General features: G+C 62.1%; 16 protein-coding genes. 8 read left to right on the top strand and 8 right to left on the bottom strand.

Annotated elements, in window-relative coordinates:
• Window positions 1-12 precede the first annotated feature (12 nt).
• Window positions 13-783 carry an SDR family oxidoreductase gene (locus tag QGN30_RS18485; RefSeq protein ID WP_372456533.1) on the top strand — a complete coding sequence of 257 codons (771 nt, stop codon included), beginning with the start codon at window positions 13-15 and terminating at the stop codon, window positions 781-783.
• A 22-nt stretch (window positions 784-805) separates the two neighbouring features.
• Window positions 806-1,969: an NDMA-dependent alcohol dehydrogenase gene (locus tag QGN30_RS18490; RefSeq protein ID WP_248923595.1), complete on the top strand. Its 1,164-nt coding sequence runs from the start codon at window positions 806-808 to the stop codon at window positions 1,967-1,969.
• 10 nt (window positions 1,970-1,979) lie between these two features.
• Here QGN30_RS18490 and QGN30_RS18495 read toward each other — a convergent pair whose 3' ends face one another.
• Window positions 1,980-3,599: a thiolase C-terminal domain-containing protein gene (locus QGN30_RS18495; RefSeq protein ID WP_038535724.1), complete on the bottom strand. Its 1,620-nt coding sequence runs from the start codon at window positions 3,597-3,599 to the stop codon at window positions 1,980-1,982.
• Window positions 3,600-3,848: 249 nt separating this feature from the next.
• Here QGN30_RS18495 and QGN30_RS18500 point away from each other — a divergent pair, with 249 nt between their 5' ends.
• Window positions 3,849-4,112 (top strand): hypothetical protein, encoded by a 264-nt coding sequence (locus tag QGN30_RS18500; protein ID WP_009976076.1) that lies wholly within the window; start codon window positions 3,849-3,851, stop codon window positions 4,110-4,112.
• Window positions 4,113-4,433: 321 nt separating this feature from the next.
• Here QGN30_RS18500 and QGN30_RS18505 read toward each other — a convergent pair whose 3' ends face one another.
• From QGN30_RS18505 to QGN30_RS18520, 4 genes are read right to left on the bottom strand one after another with little or no spacing between them, the layout of a single operon-like run.
• Window positions 4,434-5,039, bottom strand: a complete 606-nt coding sequence (locus QGN30_RS18505; protein ID WP_042792287.1) for a hypothetical protein — start codon at window positions 5,037-5,039, stop codon at window positions 4,434-4,436.
• On the bottom strand, window positions 5,036-6,763 hold the full coding sequence (locus tag QGN30_RS18510) for an RNA-directed DNA polymerase (protein ID WP_134770555.1): 1,728 nt from the start codon (window positions 6,761-6,763) through the stop codon (window positions 5,036-5,038). Before QGN30_RS18510 ends, QGN30_RS18505 begins: the two co-directional genes overlap by 4 nt.
• A gap of 40 nt (window positions 6,764-6,803) precedes the next feature.
• Window positions 6,804-7,370, bottom strand: coding sequence for an RES family NAD+ phosphorylase (locus QGN30_RS18515; protein WP_051475315.1), 567 nt, complete (start codon window positions 7,368-7,370; stop codon window positions 6,804-6,806).
• The gene (locus QGN30_RS18520; RefSeq protein ID WP_042792285.1) at window positions 7,367-7,717 is read right to left on the bottom strand and encodes an antitoxin Xre/MbcA/ParS toxin-binding domain-containing protein; all 351 of its coding nucleotides are present in this window, start codon (window positions 7,715-7,717) and stop codon (window positions 7,367-7,369) included. Before QGN30_RS18520 ends, QGN30_RS18515 begins: the two co-directional genes overlap by 4 nt.
• Before the next feature lie 96 nt (window positions 7,718-7,813).
• On the opposite strand from QGN30_RS18520, the gene QGN30_RS18525 reads away from it, so the two are divergent.
• Complete coding sequence (locus QGN30_RS18525; protein WP_042909672.1) at window positions 7,814-9,052, top strand: hypothetical protein; 1,239 nt, start codon at window positions 7,814-7,816, stop codon at window positions 9,050-9,052.
• Window positions 9,053-9,228: 176 nt separating this feature from the next.
• On the opposite strand, the gene QGN30_RS18530 is transcribed toward QGN30_RS18525, so the two are convergent.
• The 3 genes from QGN30_RS18530 to QGN30_RS18540 all read right to left on the bottom strand — a co-directional run bounded on the left by QGN30_RS18530 (window position 9,229) and on the right by QGN30_RS18540 (window position 12,452).
• Entirely contained in the window at window positions 9,229-9,912 is a 684-nt protein-coding gene (locus tag QGN30_RS18530; protein ID WP_051473036.1) for a TetR/AcrR family transcriptional regulator, read from the bottom strand.
• A 399-nt stretch (window positions 9,913-10,311) separates the two neighbouring features.
• On the bottom strand, window positions 10,312-10,704 hold the full coding sequence (locus tag QGN30_RS18535; RefSeq protein WP_080749704.1) for a DUF732 domain-containing protein: 393 nt from the start codon (window positions 10,702-10,704) through the stop codon (window positions 10,312-10,314).
• 302 nt (window positions 10,705-11,006) lie between these two features.
• On the bottom strand, window positions 11,007-12,452 hold the full coding sequence (locus tag QGN30_RS18540; protein ID WP_038535502.1) for a class I adenylate-forming enzyme family protein: 1,446 nt from the start codon (window positions 12,450-12,452) through the stop codon (window positions 11,007-11,009).
• A gap of 127 nt (window positions 12,453-12,579) precedes the next feature.
• On the opposite strand from QGN30_RS18540, the gene QGN30_RS18545 reads away from it, so the two are divergent.
• The 4 genes from QGN30_RS18545 to QGN30_RS18560 all read left to right on the top strand — a co-directional run bounded on the left by QGN30_RS18545 (window position 12,580) and on the right by QGN30_RS18560 (window position 16,165).
• Window positions 12,580-13,401, top strand: coding sequence for an SDR family NAD(P)-dependent oxidoreductase (locus QGN30_RS18545; protein WP_038538523.1), 822 nt, complete (start codon window positions 12,580-12,582; stop codon window positions 13,399-13,401).
• On the top strand, window positions 13,398-14,540 hold the full coding sequence (locus tag QGN30_RS18550; RefSeq protein WP_038535500.1) for an acyl-CoA dehydrogenase family protein: 1,143 nt from the start codon (window positions 13,398-13,400) through the stop codon (window positions 14,538-14,540). Before QGN30_RS18545 ends, QGN30_RS18550 begins: the two co-directional genes overlap by 4 nt.
• A complete protein-coding gene (locus tag QGN30_RS18555) occupies window positions 14,537-14,980 on the top strand; it encodes a Zn-ribbon domain-containing OB-fold protein (RefSeq protein ID WP_038535497.1) in 444 nt (147 codons plus the stop codon). The genes QGN30_RS18550 and QGN30_RS18555 overlap by 4 nt, the downstream gene beginning before the upstream one ends.
• A 66-nt stretch (window positions 14,981-15,046) precedes the next feature.
• Window positions 15,047-16,165, top strand: a complete 1,119-nt coding sequence (locus QGN30_RS18560) for a phosphotransferase (protein ID WP_042792283.1) — start codon at window positions 15,047-15,049, stop codon at window positions 16,163-16,165.
• The last annotated feature ends 3 nt before the right edge of the window (window positions 16,166-16,168 follow it).

Consider the following 16,168-nt stretch of genomic DNA (forward strand, 5'->3'; position numbering starts at 1 on the left):
GGAAATCAACCGATGCGGGTCGCCATCGTCGGCGCCTCCGCGGGCCTCGGCCGATGCATCGGCACCGGGCTCGCCCAACGCGGTGCGCACGTCGCGCTACTGGCGCGTCGATACGACCGGCTGGTCGAGGCCGCCAAGGATGCCGGCAACGGCGCGGTCGCCATCGCGTGCGACGTCACCGTCACCGACAGCTGCAAAAAGGCGATGTCCGAGGTTGTCGGCGCGCTCGGCGGTCTTGACGCCTTGGTGTACACGACCGGCATGGGTGTGTTGGCTCCACTGCGCGAGGTGACCGCGGAACAATGGGCACAGTTGTTCGCGACCAATGTCACCGGCGCCGCGCTCGTCACCGCGGCCGCCGCCCCGCATTTGGCGGCGACGGCCGGCTCTGCCGTATACCTGTCCTCACTGAGTGCGTCCTACACGACGCCTTGGCCGCTGCTCGGGGCCTACTCGGTTACCAAGAGCGCCTTAGACAAGCTCGTTGAGGCCTGGCGTATCGAACATCCGGAGATCGGCTTCACCCGTCTCGCCGTGGGCGACAGCCTCGGCGGCGCCGGCGACGCGCAGACCGAGTTCAACAAAAGCTGGGACCCCGACGCTCTGGAAGCGGCCATCAGGTACTGGATGGAGAACAAGTACATGGTGGGCGGCCTCGTTGACGCGGAACACCTGACCGAGGTCGTCCATTCCGTGATCCACTGCGGCAACAGCAGTTTCATCCCTTACCTGACACTGGCCCCGCGCGCCTCCGACGCGGTGAAGGAACTCCGCCAATGGTGAAACCCCTAACGAAAGAGACGCAATGAAGTCCAAAGCAACGGTGTTGCGCGGTGTCGGTGTGGATTGGGAAGTCACCGAAGTGGAGCTCGATCCGCCGCACGCGGGCGAAGTGCTGGTCAAGATGGCCTATGCGGGCATCTGTCACTCCGACGAACACTTCTATACCGGCGACAGTGTGCCGACAGCGGAGATGGAAGAGATGATGCGGGCGTCTGGCCTTCCGGTGCCCGAATGGTTCCCCATGCTCGGAGGACACGAGGGCTCCGGTGTGGTCGAAGCGGTCGGGCCCGGGGTGACATCACTGAAGCCCGGAGACCATGTGGCCATTTCGTTTCTGCCCGCCTGCGGCAATTGCCGATGGTGCGCCAGTGGCTACACCTACCTGTGCGACGTGGGCGCCGACATCTACAGCAAGGCGATGACCACCGACGGCACCCGCCGTCGCCACCTCGGCGGCGAAGACCTGATGGCGATGATGCAGGTCGGCACCTTCTCCGAATACGTGGTGGCCTCCGAGCGCTCGCTCGTCAAAGTCCACGACTGGATCCCCCTAGAGGCCGCCTCGCTGGTGTCCTGCGGGGTGACAACAGGATTCGGGTCGGGATCGGTCGCGGCGGGTACCCAAGCCGGCGATACCGTCGTCGTGGTCGGTGTCGGCGGAATCGGCATGAACGCCGTGCAGGGCGCGAAAGTCGCCGGCGCCAAGCACATCGTCGCCGTGGACCCCAACGAGTTCAAACGCGAGATCGCGCCGACGTTCGGGGCCACCCACGCCGCTGCCGACATCGGTGCCGCGCTGGAACTGGTCAAGGAGATCACCTGGGGGGTGATGGCCGACCGGGTCGTTCTCACGCCCGGGGTCGTGCCGGCGGACATGATAATGACGGCGATGATGTTGTTGCGCAAGGGCGGAACCTGCGTGCTGACCGGGATGCCGAAGATCACCGACCTGATGGTGCCGATCGTCCTCACTGACATGGTCAGTTCGTGCAAGACGTTCAAGGGGGTGCTCTACGGCGAAATGAACCCCCGCGAGGCCATGCCGAAACTATTGGCGATGTATGAGGCGGGGCTGATCAAGCTCGATGAGCTGGTCACGCAGAAGTACAAGCTCGATGACATCAACGAGGCCATGAAAGACCTGCGCGCGGGCAAGAACATCCGGGGCGTCATCGCCTTCGAATAGCGTCGCGACGTCACGTCGCGCGGTGCAACAGCATGACGCCGGATGGAACTCCCCCACCGGTACTGACGACGGCGGTGCGTGCGTCTTTGACTTGGCGGTTACCGGCCTGGTGGCGCAATTGCAGCACCGCTTCGTAGAGGAAGCCGAATCCGTGCAGGCGTCCCTCGGACAGCTGGCCGCCGTGCGTGTTCAGTGGAAGCTCGCCGTCCAGCGCAATGCGCCGGCCGCCATCCAGCCATCCCTGGGCCTCGCCGAAGCCGCAGAAGCCGAGGGCCTCGAGCCACGACACGCAGTTGAACGTAAAGCCGTCGTACAGCAACGCAAGGTCGACGTCCTCGGGCCGCAGATCAGTTCTGCTCCACAAATGCGCGGCCTGGCCGATGACCTGGGGCTCGTGAGTGAGCGTCCCCTGATCCCACGAGATACGTTCGGCCACTTGCGTTCCGACGGCGTCGCAGCGTATGGCCAGTCGCGGCAGATCACCGCCGATCGACGCGTCGGACACCACCACCGCGATCGAGCCGTCACAGGGAACGTCGCAGTCGTAGAGGCCGAACGGTGACGTGATGGGCCGCGCGGCGAGGTAGTCGTCCATGGTCATCGGTTCGCGGTAGATGGCCGACGGGTTGAGCGCGGCATTGCGCCGCGCGTTCACGGCGATCATGCCGAAGAGTTCCCGATTCGCACCGTATCGATGCAGATACTGGTTGGCATTCACACCGATCCAATTGGCCGCCGAGGCGGCGCCAAACGGCAACGACCATTGCTGGGGCCCCGGTACGCGCCCGCCGCCCCCGGGTAGCCGAAGCGCGGCATACGTCGATTCCCACACCGTCCGGAAGCACAGGACGTGTCGGCAAAGGCCCGCGGCCACCGCCATCATCGCGGCTATGATCGCGCCACCCTGGCCGGGTAGATCCATGCCGCCGTTGATCCACGTGGGATGTATGCGCAAAGCCTCCTCGACGGCAGCGATGCCGCCTTCGCTCATACCCATGCCCACGGGTCCCGGGTACGTCGAAAGACCGTCAATATCAGACAGTTCCAAACCGGCATCGGCAACCGCGGCAAGACATGCGTCCATCGTGAGCGACAACGGATCGACCATCAGCCGGCGGCCGGTGGCTGACCGGCCGATGCCCGATATCACGGATCGATGCTCAAACCGCTCCGTCGTTACCGGCTGACGCGGAACGGGAGAAGCGGGCGGCCCCAGCAGGTCCCGCTCATCGGTGCCACCCGTGGGTTCGAACAGCGGGATCCAGACGTCGTCGACATTTTCGAATCGCACGGAGACGCGCTGACCGACGTGCACGTCCTCGGGTGAGCAGCCGACGATGTTGGTGGTCAGGCGCACCTCGGCGCACTCATCGAGCGCAACGACGGCAATGACGTAGGGCGGCTCGAATCCGGGCAGCCATGGGTGCGCGTTGACGGTATAGCCCACCACTGTCCCCCGACCGGAAACCACCTCGGGCTCGGCCGTTGTCGCCCGGCATGAGGGACAAATCGGCACTGGAGGGTGCACGTACGTCTCACACTCGGTGCAGCGCTGAATGCGCAGATTGCCGTCCTGGCCGGACGTCCAGAACCATTGATTCCACGGTGTGAGCTGCGGCAGCGGTCTCATGCCTTGCCCCCGGGCGCACGCCGGTCGCGAAGGCCGTCAGCTTCCGTGAGTTGCCGCCGCGCTATGGGAGGCATCCGCGCCGGGTAGCTGCGCATATATTCATTCTCATAATTGCAATTGTCCATTGTCGCCATAGTCTCACATCGGTCGGCCCAGCTACCGGCCGGCTGGCCGATGCGCATCAGTTCGAGGTTGTCGTCGTCCATGGTCAACGAATGATCAGCGACGACCGGCTCGAGCATCGGCCGGTTGCAGTGGGTATTGGTCGGGCTTAGTCGTGGCCTTGACCTGAACGTGGTGGACCGCAACATCATTCAATTCGATCGCGAAATCGACGATGTCGTCGTTCGCGTCATCGGTATCTTTGAGCATCGGTTCCACGACCAGACCCGCGCACGGAATCAACTCGGGGTGTTCGCGCAGGTGTCGCAGAAAATACTCGAGCGTCGCCAGGTACTGATATTTGAGGCCGTAAGCCGCAGCAGAACCTCCGCCCCAGTAGTCATGAGCTGACTTGTCTTACGGCCAGACGACGATCCACGGGTTCAGCCGTCTCACTCAAATGTCCAATTGGACATCAAGTGGACATTTCATTTGAGAATTGGAAACGGGATTTGAGAACCTACAGCTTTCTGTAGGTTCTCATTCCGCCTGGCGGATGTCGAGCCGCTTACCTGCGGGTTTGTAGGATTCTCATGGAAATGGCGGACGGGTTTTTCTCATCTTCGTGGCGGATCCTATAGCCGTACGGTTGTGCAGGAAGTCGCCTTTGCGCGGGATTTGTTTGGTTGTGGAACCGTCAGAGTGGCGTGGTCGCCGACCCGCTTGCTGTGATCAGTCACCGGCCGCTGCCAGGGTTTGCATGTCGAGGGCGGCTACGAATTCGCGACAGATTCGTGCCGCATTCCTTATATCTTCGTCGCTCAACACAATTCGATGGTCCGTATCCGGCGAGATTCCGATTTCACGGAGCATGCCGATCGTTCTCTGGTAACTCCTGGGTTGCAACTGCATCTTGGTGAGCACCCCCAGTCCGTGCGCTACTGCGTTTCGCACCTGAGTTAGCCCTATCATCGGCCGCCATAGAGCCGAGTCGTTGACATTTAGCCATTGCTTGTACTGCTCTTTGAGCTTCTCCCAGGTCGCAATCGCCTTGATTACTTCCGACGACCACATCCCCTGGACGTGCTCGGAAGTTCCGTCGGCCCAGGAACCGACGCGGTCCGTAAGTCGTTCAACAACAAACGCTTCAGCGATTGACACGAATCGAACGAGCGTCGCCTGGCGCTGCAGCTGAACCCTGTCGACGTCAGGTCTCAGCCGACGGCGTCGCTCCATGTCGCGATTCGACAGCGCACGCAACGCTTCGGTATGGCCTGCCAACGTCCGGTTTATCAAGCCGAGCGAGTCCTCCGCCTGCCGGCTGTGAACGCGGCTCACGATGACTCGTCAGCCATCGCTTCGAGCAAGATGGTGTCCAGCCGGTCAACCGTGCACTGAGACGCCAGACCGCGATTGAGCAGCGCTAGACCGAATAACGCGAGTGTGCGCCACGGAGCGGTTACGCGCTCGACGACGCGAACGAGATCCTCATCTGCCGCTGCTCGACAGCCTAACCGTCCGAGCGTAGCTAGCGCCGTTGCAGCTACGCCACTTTGATCGGAACGAAGTTGCTGAGACAACCACACGATGTGTGGTCTCTGGCTGTGGTGGTCTTTCGCTTCTTCGGGTGCGGCGTATGCGCCCAACGCGTGGGCCAACCACAGTCTTTGCCAGTCGCTCAGCGCGACTGGCGATTCCAGCAGAGCATCGAGCTCACGTAGCCCAGCCTCTCGACGTTCGGTAGTACTCGGGAGATTTTCGAGATACACGCACAGCTGTGGCGTCAGCGACGGCTCGATGTCCAGGATGCGTTTCAGGGAGTCAAGCACTTCCGTATTGCCAGCGCTGCCCAGAATGGGCAGCGCGTAGCCCAACAAACTACGAACGACGGCGTCGTCCTCAGGTACGCGTGGTGGAAAACTCCAAGGGTCCAATGACGGCGTGTGCCGCTCGAGCCACAGAGACCATGCCTTCGCAGCCGCGCTCGCGCGCGCCTTATCTGCCTCGACGGCTTGGTCGGAATCAGTGATGGTCTCGTCCTCATCAACGTCGCCAAGCGGCGAGTCTGACAACGTGGCGGCCTCAGACGAATCCTGTTCTTCTGAAGCATCTTTCGAGTCACTATCAGGCTGGGGACCGTCGGCCTCCTCCTCGTTGTCTTCGTCCTGCCCTTCGTCGTCGTCATCGCCTGACTCGAGTTCATCCGAGTAGCTGTCAACTAGCAGCGAGAGCCCAAACAGGCGCACCCCATCCTCAGCCGCCTCCTCTTCGTCATCGACCGCGGTCTCGAAGAGGCGCTTCTCCGCGTCGCGAAACTTGCTCAAGTTCGCCTCGTATGTCTCGCGCCGATTCGTGAAGGTCTTAGTGTCATTGAGCATTAAGCCCAGCCGGTACACCTCCGCACCGCACACGTCGAGATCGCGACGAGCGTCGAGCAACGACGAAGCCGTGAGCCGGAAGTCATCGGCATAGCGAAAAACTGATAAGCCGCGCCTGATCAGATTGCGGCGGGCTCGGTCCAAATAGGTATCCCCAAGGACGTCGGATGCTGTACTGACTTGAGGTATCCCGATCCCCCTTCCCATTACCTTGTCAAGGAGTGTGCCAGTTGCTTCGACCGCGTCGTAATCGCCAGTCTGCGAGGTCAACTCGTCCACGAGGACATCGTGATCGACGTAGACGTAGTACGAGGCGATGTCGGTGACAGTGATATACGTCGCCGCTGGCGTTTGATCGAGCGGCGCACGTTGGAAGTCTGCATTTGATTGGCGGTGTCTCAAGTCATCTGGCAACTGCTGCGCCAGTCGATCGACGAGCGCCCGATACACCGTGCGATCCTCGATCGTCATCACCGCGAGCGGCCTGGTGCCGTGAACTTTCTCGGCCTGCACGATGTCGGCCGGCCCACCCCAATGCGCCAGCTTGGTCTGCGCCTCGATCCATCGACGAAGTTGGTCCTGCCGCTTCTTAAGCAGCGCATAGTCGAGCCGCTTGGGCAATAGCCGTGTGTGAGACGTCAGTTCGGTTCGTAACGCCGCCGTCAGATCGAGTCCGCTTATCACGGGTAGACAATAAACCCAGTTACACAGCGTGCCACGATAATCAATCGGTCACGACGCTAAGGCGAGCAGTAGACGTTCCCGGCCGGGGCGGCAAATGGTTCCACTGCTGCTGGTCAACAACCACCGGGAGTTCGGCGATACCCACACGCTGACGAAATAGGGCCAGCGTTTCACCAAGGCCGGTCGCGGCGGGCGCGAATATGCCATGGTATTCAAGCTGATGCGCAACCGCCGCTACGCGCTGGCAGGCCGCGTATTCCCCGACAGGTGAGGCTATGTCCGTATCGGCGAGGCCAACCTCGTTGCGTGCCTGCTCTGATCGCAGATCAAGGACATTCTCGACCTCGACTCGCACTCGATACAGCGTGCGTGGCTTCACCAAATGCGCCGGCACTCCAACCTCGTCCACGAGATGCCGATACGCCTCCTCGATGCAGCTGTCGACCGGCCGCCCTAGATAGATGACTGGGATCGACTCCCCCCAGCGGCCGGCATATCCACCTGCGAACGCGTCGCGATTGGGAGCGGCATGGCGCATGAAGACACCCTCGACTTCAACGCCGCCGATGCCGGCGATCCGCTCAGCGAGCGTCCGGGGCCGGGTCATCGTCTAGGCCCACCGGCTAGCCGGTCGACCGCATCAAGTACTTCGTCGAAGCGGCCGTCACGAAGCAGTTCAAGTGGCGACTGGCCGCCGAGGCTGCGCTGCCGGGAATGGAGCCATATCTCGATTCCCTCGTCTTCATAGACGTCAGATAGTCCCTCAATGACGTACTTGAGCTCCAGAAGCCGGTCCCGTGATTCCCCTTCCGGCCTGCTCTTACCAGCCGCCCAATTGTGGACCGACCGCTCGCTGACACCCGTGATGCCACCGATCTCACTGACGGTCAGTCCGCGGCGCGCATCAGCGACGACTCTGGTGTAGACGAGGGTCTGAGCTTTGCCGACGGCCATTCCTTACTTCCTGTTTCACTTCGCACGCACTTCATGTCTAACTTCATACTGTACTTCGTGTATAGTTGCGTATCAATAGTCAGATTGGAGGGCACCATGGACCTCTTCGTGCGCGCCGGCCGCAACGACAATCGCGTGATCGAGGAACTCATGGCACCTGCCACGGCGGGCGTGCCCTTCGCAGGTCGCCGGGTGCCTATGCGCACACTCGTCATCGACGCGCCGACCGCCGCGGTACAGCCCGCATTGCGAGAGGCGGCGGAAGCCGCCGGATTGCCGCTGCTGATCGACCCGTTGACTCACCTGTTCCAGGACGAACAAGCGCCAGCCTCGGCCTGGGCCACCCTTGAATTCGCCGCACCCCAGGCACATACGGCGCAGCACTTCGCAGACGATTCCGCGATAGCCACCCTCGTACAGCAGTCGCTCGCGTTCCAATTGGACCACGGAGCATCGATCTTGGTGCCCCCGTACTTCTACGCCAAGTCGCCGGACGACCCCTGGTTTCGGATTCAGATCGCGGCCAATCAAAGGACTGCCGAGTACCTAGCCGGTGAACGCATCAACCTCCCCGTCGCGCCGGTTTTCGCTGGCAATCTCAAAGCCTTTGGCTCGCAACGCTCCTGGGCGGAAGGAGTCGAAGAATTCCTCCGGAGTCTGGCTAAAATCAACGTCCGCTATGTGCCTGTGGCCCTGTCGTCCAGTCGCTCACCTCTGGGCGACACCGAGGACAGGCTCGGCGCCTACTTGGCGACCGTACGGCATATGGGTGCAGCTGTTCCAATAATCGCTTGGCGTCAGGGACAGTACGGGCTAGCAGCTGTCGCCGCCGGCGCGGTCGGTTACCAAACCGGACTGGGTACTGACGAACGATGTGACCTAGCGGAGTTCACCCGCGCGCGCCGGCCCAAGCCGCCGCCTGAGCCCGGGAAGGGACCGCAGATGACGAAGCGCATCTACCTGGGCCGCTTCGGACGCAGCGTTTCGAGCCGCGTCGCCGAGGTGCTGTTGAACAGCGGTTACCTGCGGGGAACGTTGACATGCGCAGACCCCGTATGTTGTCCAGACGGCGTATCAAGCATGACCTCCGGTTGGCGTCAACACGCCGTACGCGCGCGGTCGCGCGAACTGGACGAATTACATCGGATGCCGGACAGCGCCTGGCGGCTCAATCACGTCGCCCGGCTTGCTGAACGGGCAGCAGATGACGCACGCGCAGCCAATCAAGTTCTGGCCCAGGCCGACGTCGCTGATCGGCTTCCCGAGGCAAGTTTCCGGGCGCTCACCACGGTGGCCGATGCACTTCGCGATATGAGTGACCGTCGCGCCGGTTGATATGACAGAATCGATCGGACTTCTGCCGATAAACCGCCGTACGTCGTGGCGCAGAATTCGGACAAATGAGCTCAAGGCAGATTCTCAACCATCGCAAGCAATGGGACATGACCCGTCGGCTCACGCGAAGTCAACGCGGCGATCTGGGGCACGCATTAGCGGCAGTCACTGATCCTTCACGCATTGCTTGGCGCAGAAGCGTGGGGTGGCTGCACGACAGTCATCTTCTCAGTTGATTGCCAGAACGCGCCTTCCAGAAGTTGCTGGACCATGTCGATGATGGTCGACGTCACCTGGTAGCTACGGAGATAACCCGCATAGAGGCCCACCCCACAAAGCACGACCATCAGCGTCTCGACCAAGGCCGGCGCATCGATATCCGCGGCGACCTCGTGGCGTTCGATCGCGTCATTGACACCGCGCATAAGAAATTCCCGAGTGATCCGTACGGAATCGTTCTCAACGCTGTTCCATTCCGGATGGCGTTGCGATTCAAGTATGGCTGTGAGTAGGAATGCCGATCCGGCGGCATTCGTAGAATTCGCTTTGCCCGCCGCGTCGATCAACGCGGTCAGGCGTGCCACAAACGTGTTCTCGCATTCTGCCCGACTAATAACGGCCTCGAGGATTGATTTGTTGGCGTCCCTCAGCACCTCGCGATACAGAACCCGCTTGCTTGAGAAGTAGTGATTGATGGCCGGTCTGGTCAAGTCGGCGCGTGCCGCGATGGCCTGGAACGTTGCGCCGTCGTAGCCGCGTTCGCTGAAGACTGTAAAAGCAGCTTCCATGATTCGCAACCGCGTCTCATCGGCATTCACGGCGAGCGGGCGTCCTGGCCCTCGCTTCCGTCGTTCTTGCATTTCTAGAGTGTGCCACCAGTCTTCGTGGGACAAAGTGAATTCGACACTGTACGTTGACCTTTTGAGCACTAATCGCACTACTTCTGTCCGAGACCTCACCCGACAACCCTGATTTTCGTCACCCCGACCGCGGCCCTGTCGGCCTGTAGCGACCGAAAGCCGATGTTGCACAGTAGTTTAGCTGGCTGCCAGCACAAGATATTGTTTCGCGTGCACGCGGCGGAATTACGCCGATCCTTGGAGAAGTGTGGCGGAACCACCTTGAAGCGAATTGCATATCTAGCGGATCGTTGACGTCACATTCAATTCCCACGTTCGGACAATCACGTGGGAGCGACGATCGGACGTCACCTCGAGTGCCGAGATAGCCAGCGCCCGAGCGAGTACGAAAAGATGGACTCAGTAATAGGTACCCGGCGCGGCTGCTCCGCCTGGCGGTTGGTAGCCAGCGGCTGAATTCCGCAGCTGCCATATCAGCTCAGGACAAAGCAAGTTGACGGCATACGAGACCAGGTAATTAGCCGCGAACTCGTCGTTCGGAGTTACGTCGCTCTTGACGTCACCCATGACTTGCCCGTAGCCCTCGCCCCGGCCGACCTTGTCGCAAATTCCGTGGCCGTAGCTGAGCGCATCATTGCCAGGAAATGCGTAATGCCGCCGCACCACCACGTCGTAGACGTACTCGACCTCAGGCGCCGGAGCGGCATGTACCCGCGGCGGTGGCGTTGACAGAAGCCCGCCGACGGCAACTGCGCCGACAATCAAAGCAACCAGCGATTTTCGACACTTCATGGCTGGCGGCTCTAACCAATGACCAGAGTCGCCGCAATCGGGCCCATGAAAAGTGCCCCTCGGTCCACCTCTTGATCCGACCAGCTTCGCACAGCTAAGGGCATAGATTAAGACATTAAACTATATAACGGATGGGTGTCCAGGGAACGTCCGTACAAGTCCAGCCAGACCAGCTACTAGCCGCGCTTTCAGTTATTCCCTTCGGCGATGTGAGCCAACGGGGAGAGCTCCGACAGTTGCGTCTTCGCCAGATCCTCGGGAACGCGACGCCCCCGTCTCCTGGTCCAGCGTGTGCAAATAACTCACGTTGACGCGTCGTGCTGGCTCTGAAGATGTGACGTCCGAAGTGTGGCGCGAACGACCTTGCCAGCGCTGTTCAGCGGCAGCTCGTCGACGTAATACCAGTACTGCGGAATCTTGAAGCCAGCGAGCTTGATACGGGCGAAGGACCCTAGCTCATCGGGCCGCGGAGGATGAGTCAAGTCCGTCGGAATTATGAACGCGGCCAACGTTTCTCCGAGTCGCGTGTCTGGCACGCCCACAACGCCGACCGCCGCAACCGCGGGGTAGGCGCTAAGCACATTTTCGACTTCTAGCGGATAGATGTTCTCCCCACCACGAACCACCATGTCGTGCCGACGACCGCAAAGACGGAGATAACCGTCAGCATCCATCGCACCCAGATCACCGGTATGCAACCATCCATCGGCGGCATGGGCGGAAAGGTGCGCCGCGGCGGCGAACACTTCGCCGATTCCTGCCGGGTCCGGCTCGTCGATTCGCAGACGAAGCCGGCTCACCGGCCGACCGACGCTGTACAGGATCTCGGGATTTTTGACCGCGGCCGATCGATGATCGTCTGGGCCCAGGCTGGTGATCGGGCTGCCCTCGGTTTGGCCGTAGAGACTGACCATCGCGACGTCTGGCAGCACGTCAAGAACCCGTCGCAACGTCTCGACGGTGATCGGCGAGGCACCATAGATCAATGTCTTAATCGGAACGGCGTCGAGAAGCCGCTCGCTGAGCAACATCTCGATCATGGTCGGCACGAGCAGGCAGTGAGTGGCCTGGAGTTGCTTGAGGTTGCGCCACCAGTCGAACGAGAACTTGTTGGTGGGGATAACCGCCGACCCTGCCGTGAGCGCTACCAGGACGTTGCCCAGTCCCCCGATGTGATGCAACGGTGAGCCGGTGGCATAGCGATCGTCGGGGCCGATTCCGATCAAGCGGCGTAGCAGCTCGGCGCGAGCGCCGAGCACTCGCTCGGTGAGCGGGACCATTTTGGGAATTCCGGTTGTTCCCGCGGTGTGCAGATAGATTGCCGTGGGAGCTGGTTCCGGGTGCAACGGACGCCCCGACACTGGCAGGGAAGGTATTGTCACCGCCCGTATCCCAACCGCGTCGGCGACCTGCCGAGCCATCTCGACGAACGCCGCCTCGGCGAGAAGGACCGGCGAGCCGCTCCGCCGCACCGTTTCGGCCAACTCCGCAGCGGTCTGCCTAGGTCCGAGCGGAGCGAGTGGTCGGTTGGCGGCGGCACCGCCGAGCAGCAAAGCCAGCGCATCGGCATTGGTGGTGAGCAACCCAGGGATGGGCTGACTTGGCTGCACGTCGAGATCGACGAGCAAGTCCGCAGCTGTGACACTCTTTCCGATCAGTTCGCGGCCAGTGACGGAACCCGCTGTACCAATGACAGCGGGACGTTCATTGCGCTCGTGGACAGCGCAGATTCGGTCCAGCCACTTCATCCGAGCGGGTGCACCGGACTCGTCGGGCGGAAAGCCATCGCGTCTCCCCTAGCCATTTCACCAAAACGATAAATAGTTTACTGTTTACGTGAAATGTCTCAAAGGCTCAAAGGAGGGCACGGCCGACGTGCGAATCATCGTCACCGGCGGGAATAGTGGCGTCGGGAAGGCGACCGCGCACGCAATGGCCGCTGCCGGCCACGACGTGGTCATCGCCTGCCGCTCCTTGACGAAGGCGCACCAAGCCGCGGCGTCGATGCCCGGCGACGTCGCGGTGCGCGAGCTGGATCTGGCCGACCTCACCAGCGTGCGCAAGTTCGCCGACACCGTCGACTACGTCGATGTGTTGGTGAACAATGCCGGTGTGTTGGGCTTGCCGCTGACCCGCACGGCCGACGGCTTCGAGGCTCACATGGGCATCAATCACTTAGGCCATTTCGCGTTGACATGCCTGCTTGGCGGCCGGATCCGCGATCGGGTGGTGGCGGTAGCAAGCACCAATTACAGCACCGCCCGCATGCACTTCGATGACCTCAACTACCACCGTCGCCGCTACAACCCGTGGTCGGCGTACGGGGAGTCCAAGCTGGCGAACCTGTTGTTCGTGCGCGAATTGGTGGCCCGCGGTACGACCGCCTACGCCTCCGATCCCGGCATGACGGACACCGGGATCACCCGCAACGGTTCAGGCGTGTTGCAGTGGGCGGGCCGGGTGCTCTCGCCACATATCGCGCAGAGCCCATCCGACGGCGCCCGCTCGACTATTCAGGCGATTACCACGACGCTGCCCAACGGCACCTACATCGCGCCGCGCGGCTTGATGCATCAGTGGGGAAAGCCGAAGCCCACCAAGCTCAGAGAGAAGGCCCGCGACGCAGACAGCGCACGACGGCTCTGGAATCTCTCTGCGGAATTAACTTGCTGCGAGTGGCAGGACGGCCGTCCATGACTGTCGAGCGCCTGCTGCCGACGCCCGAGGCACGCGAATTAGTCCAGCTAGCTGGTGATGTCGCGGACAAGGTACTCGATCCGATCGTCGACGAGCACGAAAAGAACGAGACCTATCCCGACGGCGTCTTCGCGACGCTGGGTGAGACGGGGCTATTGACATTGCCGCATCCGGAGGAATGGGGTGGCGGCGGACAACCCTACGAGGTGTACCTTCAGGTTCTCGAGGAACTGGCAGCTCGATGGGCCGCAGTCGCTGTGGCTGTCAGTGTCCATGTGCTGTCCTGCCATCCGTTGATTGCGTTCGGCACCGACGAGCAACAACAGCAGTGGCTGCCGACCATGCTGGGTGGTAACACGATCGGTGCCTACAGCTTGTCCGAGCCGCAAGCCGGTTCCGATGCAGCCGCTCTGACCTGCAAGGCCACTGCGACCGACGGCGGTTACCGCGTCAATGGCGCCAAGGCCTGGATCACCCACGGCGGCATAGCTGATTTCTACAACCTATTCGCTCGCACAGGCGAAGGCGGACGGGGTATTTCGTGCTTTCTAGTCGATAAGGGCACCGACGGCCTTACGTTCGGCAAACCCGAGGAGAAGATGGGTCTGCACGCCATCCCGACTACTACGGCACACTACGACGATGCGTTCGTCCCCGAGCAACGTCGGATCGGTGCCGAGGGGCAAGGTCTCCAGATCGCCTTCAGTGCATTGGATTCGGGCCGTCTGGGCATCGCCGCGGTAGCCGTCGGGCTGGCGCAGGCCGCGCTCGACGAAGCGGCTTCTTACGCCCAGCAGCGAACAACGTTCGGCCGCAAGATTATCGATCATCAAGGCTTGGCGTTCCTCTTGGCCGACATGGCCGCCGCGGTCGACTCCGCTCGCGCCACGTACCTGGATGCTGCGCGGCGCCGAGACGCGGGACTGCCATACTCCCGCAACGCCTCCGTGGCGAAACTGATCGCCACCGACGCCGCGATGAAGGTCACCACCGACGCCGTCCAAGTCTTCGGCGGCTACGGATACACCAGGGATTACCGTGTCGAGCGCTACATGCGCGAAGCCAAGATCACCCAGATCTTCGAGGGCACGAACCAGATTCAGCGGCTGGTCATCGGTCGATCGTTGGTCGGATCGTGACCTATCAACGCCCCCAGTTGCGTTTGGCACCTAGTCCGACCGCCGAGTCGCGGCCGTTCTGGACGGGCGGGCGTAACGGCGAGCTGCTGATCAGCCGGTGCCACGATTGCGGCCACTTCTTCCATCCGCCCGGGCCGGCCTGCTGGCGCTGCAGAAGCACTCACGTTGCGCCGGAACGCGTTTCGGGGCGAGCCACCGTAGCGGCGTATACAGTCAACCGCCAGAATTGGATTCCCGGTTACGAACCGCCTTACATTGTGGCGATGGTGGAGCTTGCCGAGGAGCCCGATACCCGACTGATTTCCAACGTGGTCGACGTCTCCCCGGACGAGATCCACGTTGGGATGGCCGTCGAGGTTTTCTTCGAAGACTGGACCGCGCTCTCGGGCGAGGAAGACAGTCGCGTGTGGTTGCCGCTGTTTCGGCCCGTCAAGAATTGATCATTCCGCTGGGCCAGATGCTGCTAGTGTGACAGTCAACTGTCAAACCGTCGGTTAGGACGCGACATGACCAGCCAAGCCTTGCCCGTGACGCTGCGGTCTCCCGAGGACCTGACTCCGGCCGTTCTGACCTCGCTGTTGCGTCGCCACCGGCCCGCGGTGACGGTCACCGATGTGCGGGTCCGGAGCACCTGGCAAGGAACCACCTCACACATCCATCTCGACGTGGACTACGCCGATGACGACACCGACTTGCCATCAAAGCTTTTCGTCAAGACACAACTTGGTACGGTGCACGATCTTCCTGCCGCGGTCGACGAGTCGCTATCGGAGGGCGGCGGCGGGACGGTTCTGCTGGATGACGAGACGACGTTCTATCGCAATCTTCGCGACGACCTCGACGTCGAGACCATGACGACCTACTTCGCTGAACATCTCGACGGCCCGTCGCAGTTCATGGTGATCGGCGAGGACATCACTTTGCGCGGAGCGCGGGTGCCCGACGCGGTGGCCGGTCTGCCCGTCGAGCAGGTCGACGAGCTGTTGGCGACGTTGAGCCGCGTGCACGCCCCGTTCTGGGCGAATCCGAGGCTCGATGCGAGCGGCGACCTGGCGTGGCTGCAGCATCCCGTCACCGGCGGGTTCGCGGAATTCCTGCGCACCAACGGTTTCGCGATCATCCGCGCGTTCGTCGACATTCCCTATAAGCGGGAGCTTCTCAACGCAACGGGCGCCGACATGGACGCCATGGAGGCGGCGTTCTGGACCCTGCAGGACCGGGTGGCTCACGAACCGATCACGCTGTTGCACGGGGATCCGCACCCACGCAACACGTACGTTCTACCGGATGGCCGCGTGGGGCTCCTGGACTGGCAGTTGGTGCGACGGGGTTCGTGGTCCCACGATGTCGGCTACGCGTTGATCGGCGCGTTGTCGCCTGCTTCGCGTCGCGAGCATGAGCGCGAGCTCCTCGACAATTACCGCGGGCGACTGCTCGACGCCGGCGTCTCGTCGGTGCCGGACCGCGAACAGATGTGGAGCGCCTATCGGCAGAGCCCGGCGTGGGGGTTCTGCATGTGGGCCATTACGCCCGATCAGATGTATTCGGTCGAGGTCGTGCGCGCTGTGCTCGGCCGCTTCGCCGAGGCCTATGCGGATCTCGGCACCGGCAAGTTGTTGAGCTGAGGA

The sequence above is a fragment of the Mycobacterium sp. 3-98 genome (assembly GCF_035918355.1).
Classification (GTDB): domain Bacteria; phylum Actinomycetota; class Actinomycetes; order Mycobacteriales; family Mycobacteriaceae; genus Mycobacterium; species Mycobacterium intracellulare.

What these genes read in the sequence shown, in the direction of transcription:
- QGN30_RS18485 (WP_372456533.1), top strand. Translation starts at nt 13, where the DNA reads ATGCGGGTCGCCATCGTCGGCGCCTCCGCGGGCCTCGGCCGATGCATC.
- QGN30_RS18490 (WP_248923595.1), top strand. Translation starts at nt 806, where the DNA reads ATGAAGTCCAAAGCAACGGTGTTGCGCGGTGTCGGTGTGGATTGGGAA.
- QGN30_RS18495 (WP_038535724.1), bottom strand. Translation starts at nt 3,599, where the DNA reads ATGAGACCGCTGCCGCAGCTCACACCGTGGAATCAATGGTTCTGGACG.
- QGN30_RS18515 (WP_051475315.1), bottom strand. Translation starts at nt 7,370, where the DNA reads ATGACCCGGCCCCGGACGCTCGCTGAGCGGATCGCCGGCATCGGCGGC.
- QGN30_RS18520 (WP_042792285.1), bottom strand. Translation starts at nt 7,717, where the DNA reads ATGGCCGTCGGCAAAGCTCAGACCCTCGTCTACACCAGAGTCGTCGCT.
- QGN30_RS18525 (WP_042909672.1), top strand. Translation starts at nt 7,814, where the DNA reads ATGGACCTCTTCGTGCGCGCCGGCCGCAACGACAATCGCGTGATCGAG.
- QGN30_RS18530 (WP_051473036.1), bottom strand. Translation starts at nt 9,912, where the DNA reads ATGCAAGAACGACGGAAGCGAGGGCCAGGACGCCCGCTCGCCGTGAAT.
- QGN30_RS18535 (WP_080749704.1), bottom strand. Translation starts at nt 10,704, where the DNA reads ATGAAGTGTCGAAAATCGCTGGTTGCTTTGATTGTCGGCGCAGTTGCC.
- QGN30_RS18540 (WP_038535502.1), bottom strand. Translation starts at nt 12,452, where the DNA reads ATGAAGTGGCTGGACCGAATCTGCGCTGTCCACGAGCGCAATGAACGT.
- QGN30_RS18550 (WP_038535500.1), top strand. Translation starts at nt 13,398, where the DNA reads ATGACTGTCGAGCGCCTGCTGCCGACGCCCGAGGCACGCGAATTAGTC.
- QGN30_RS18560 (WP_042792283.1), top strand. Translation starts at nt 15,047, where the DNA reads ATGACCAGCCAAGCCTTGCCCGTGACGCTGCGGTCTCCCGAGGACCTG.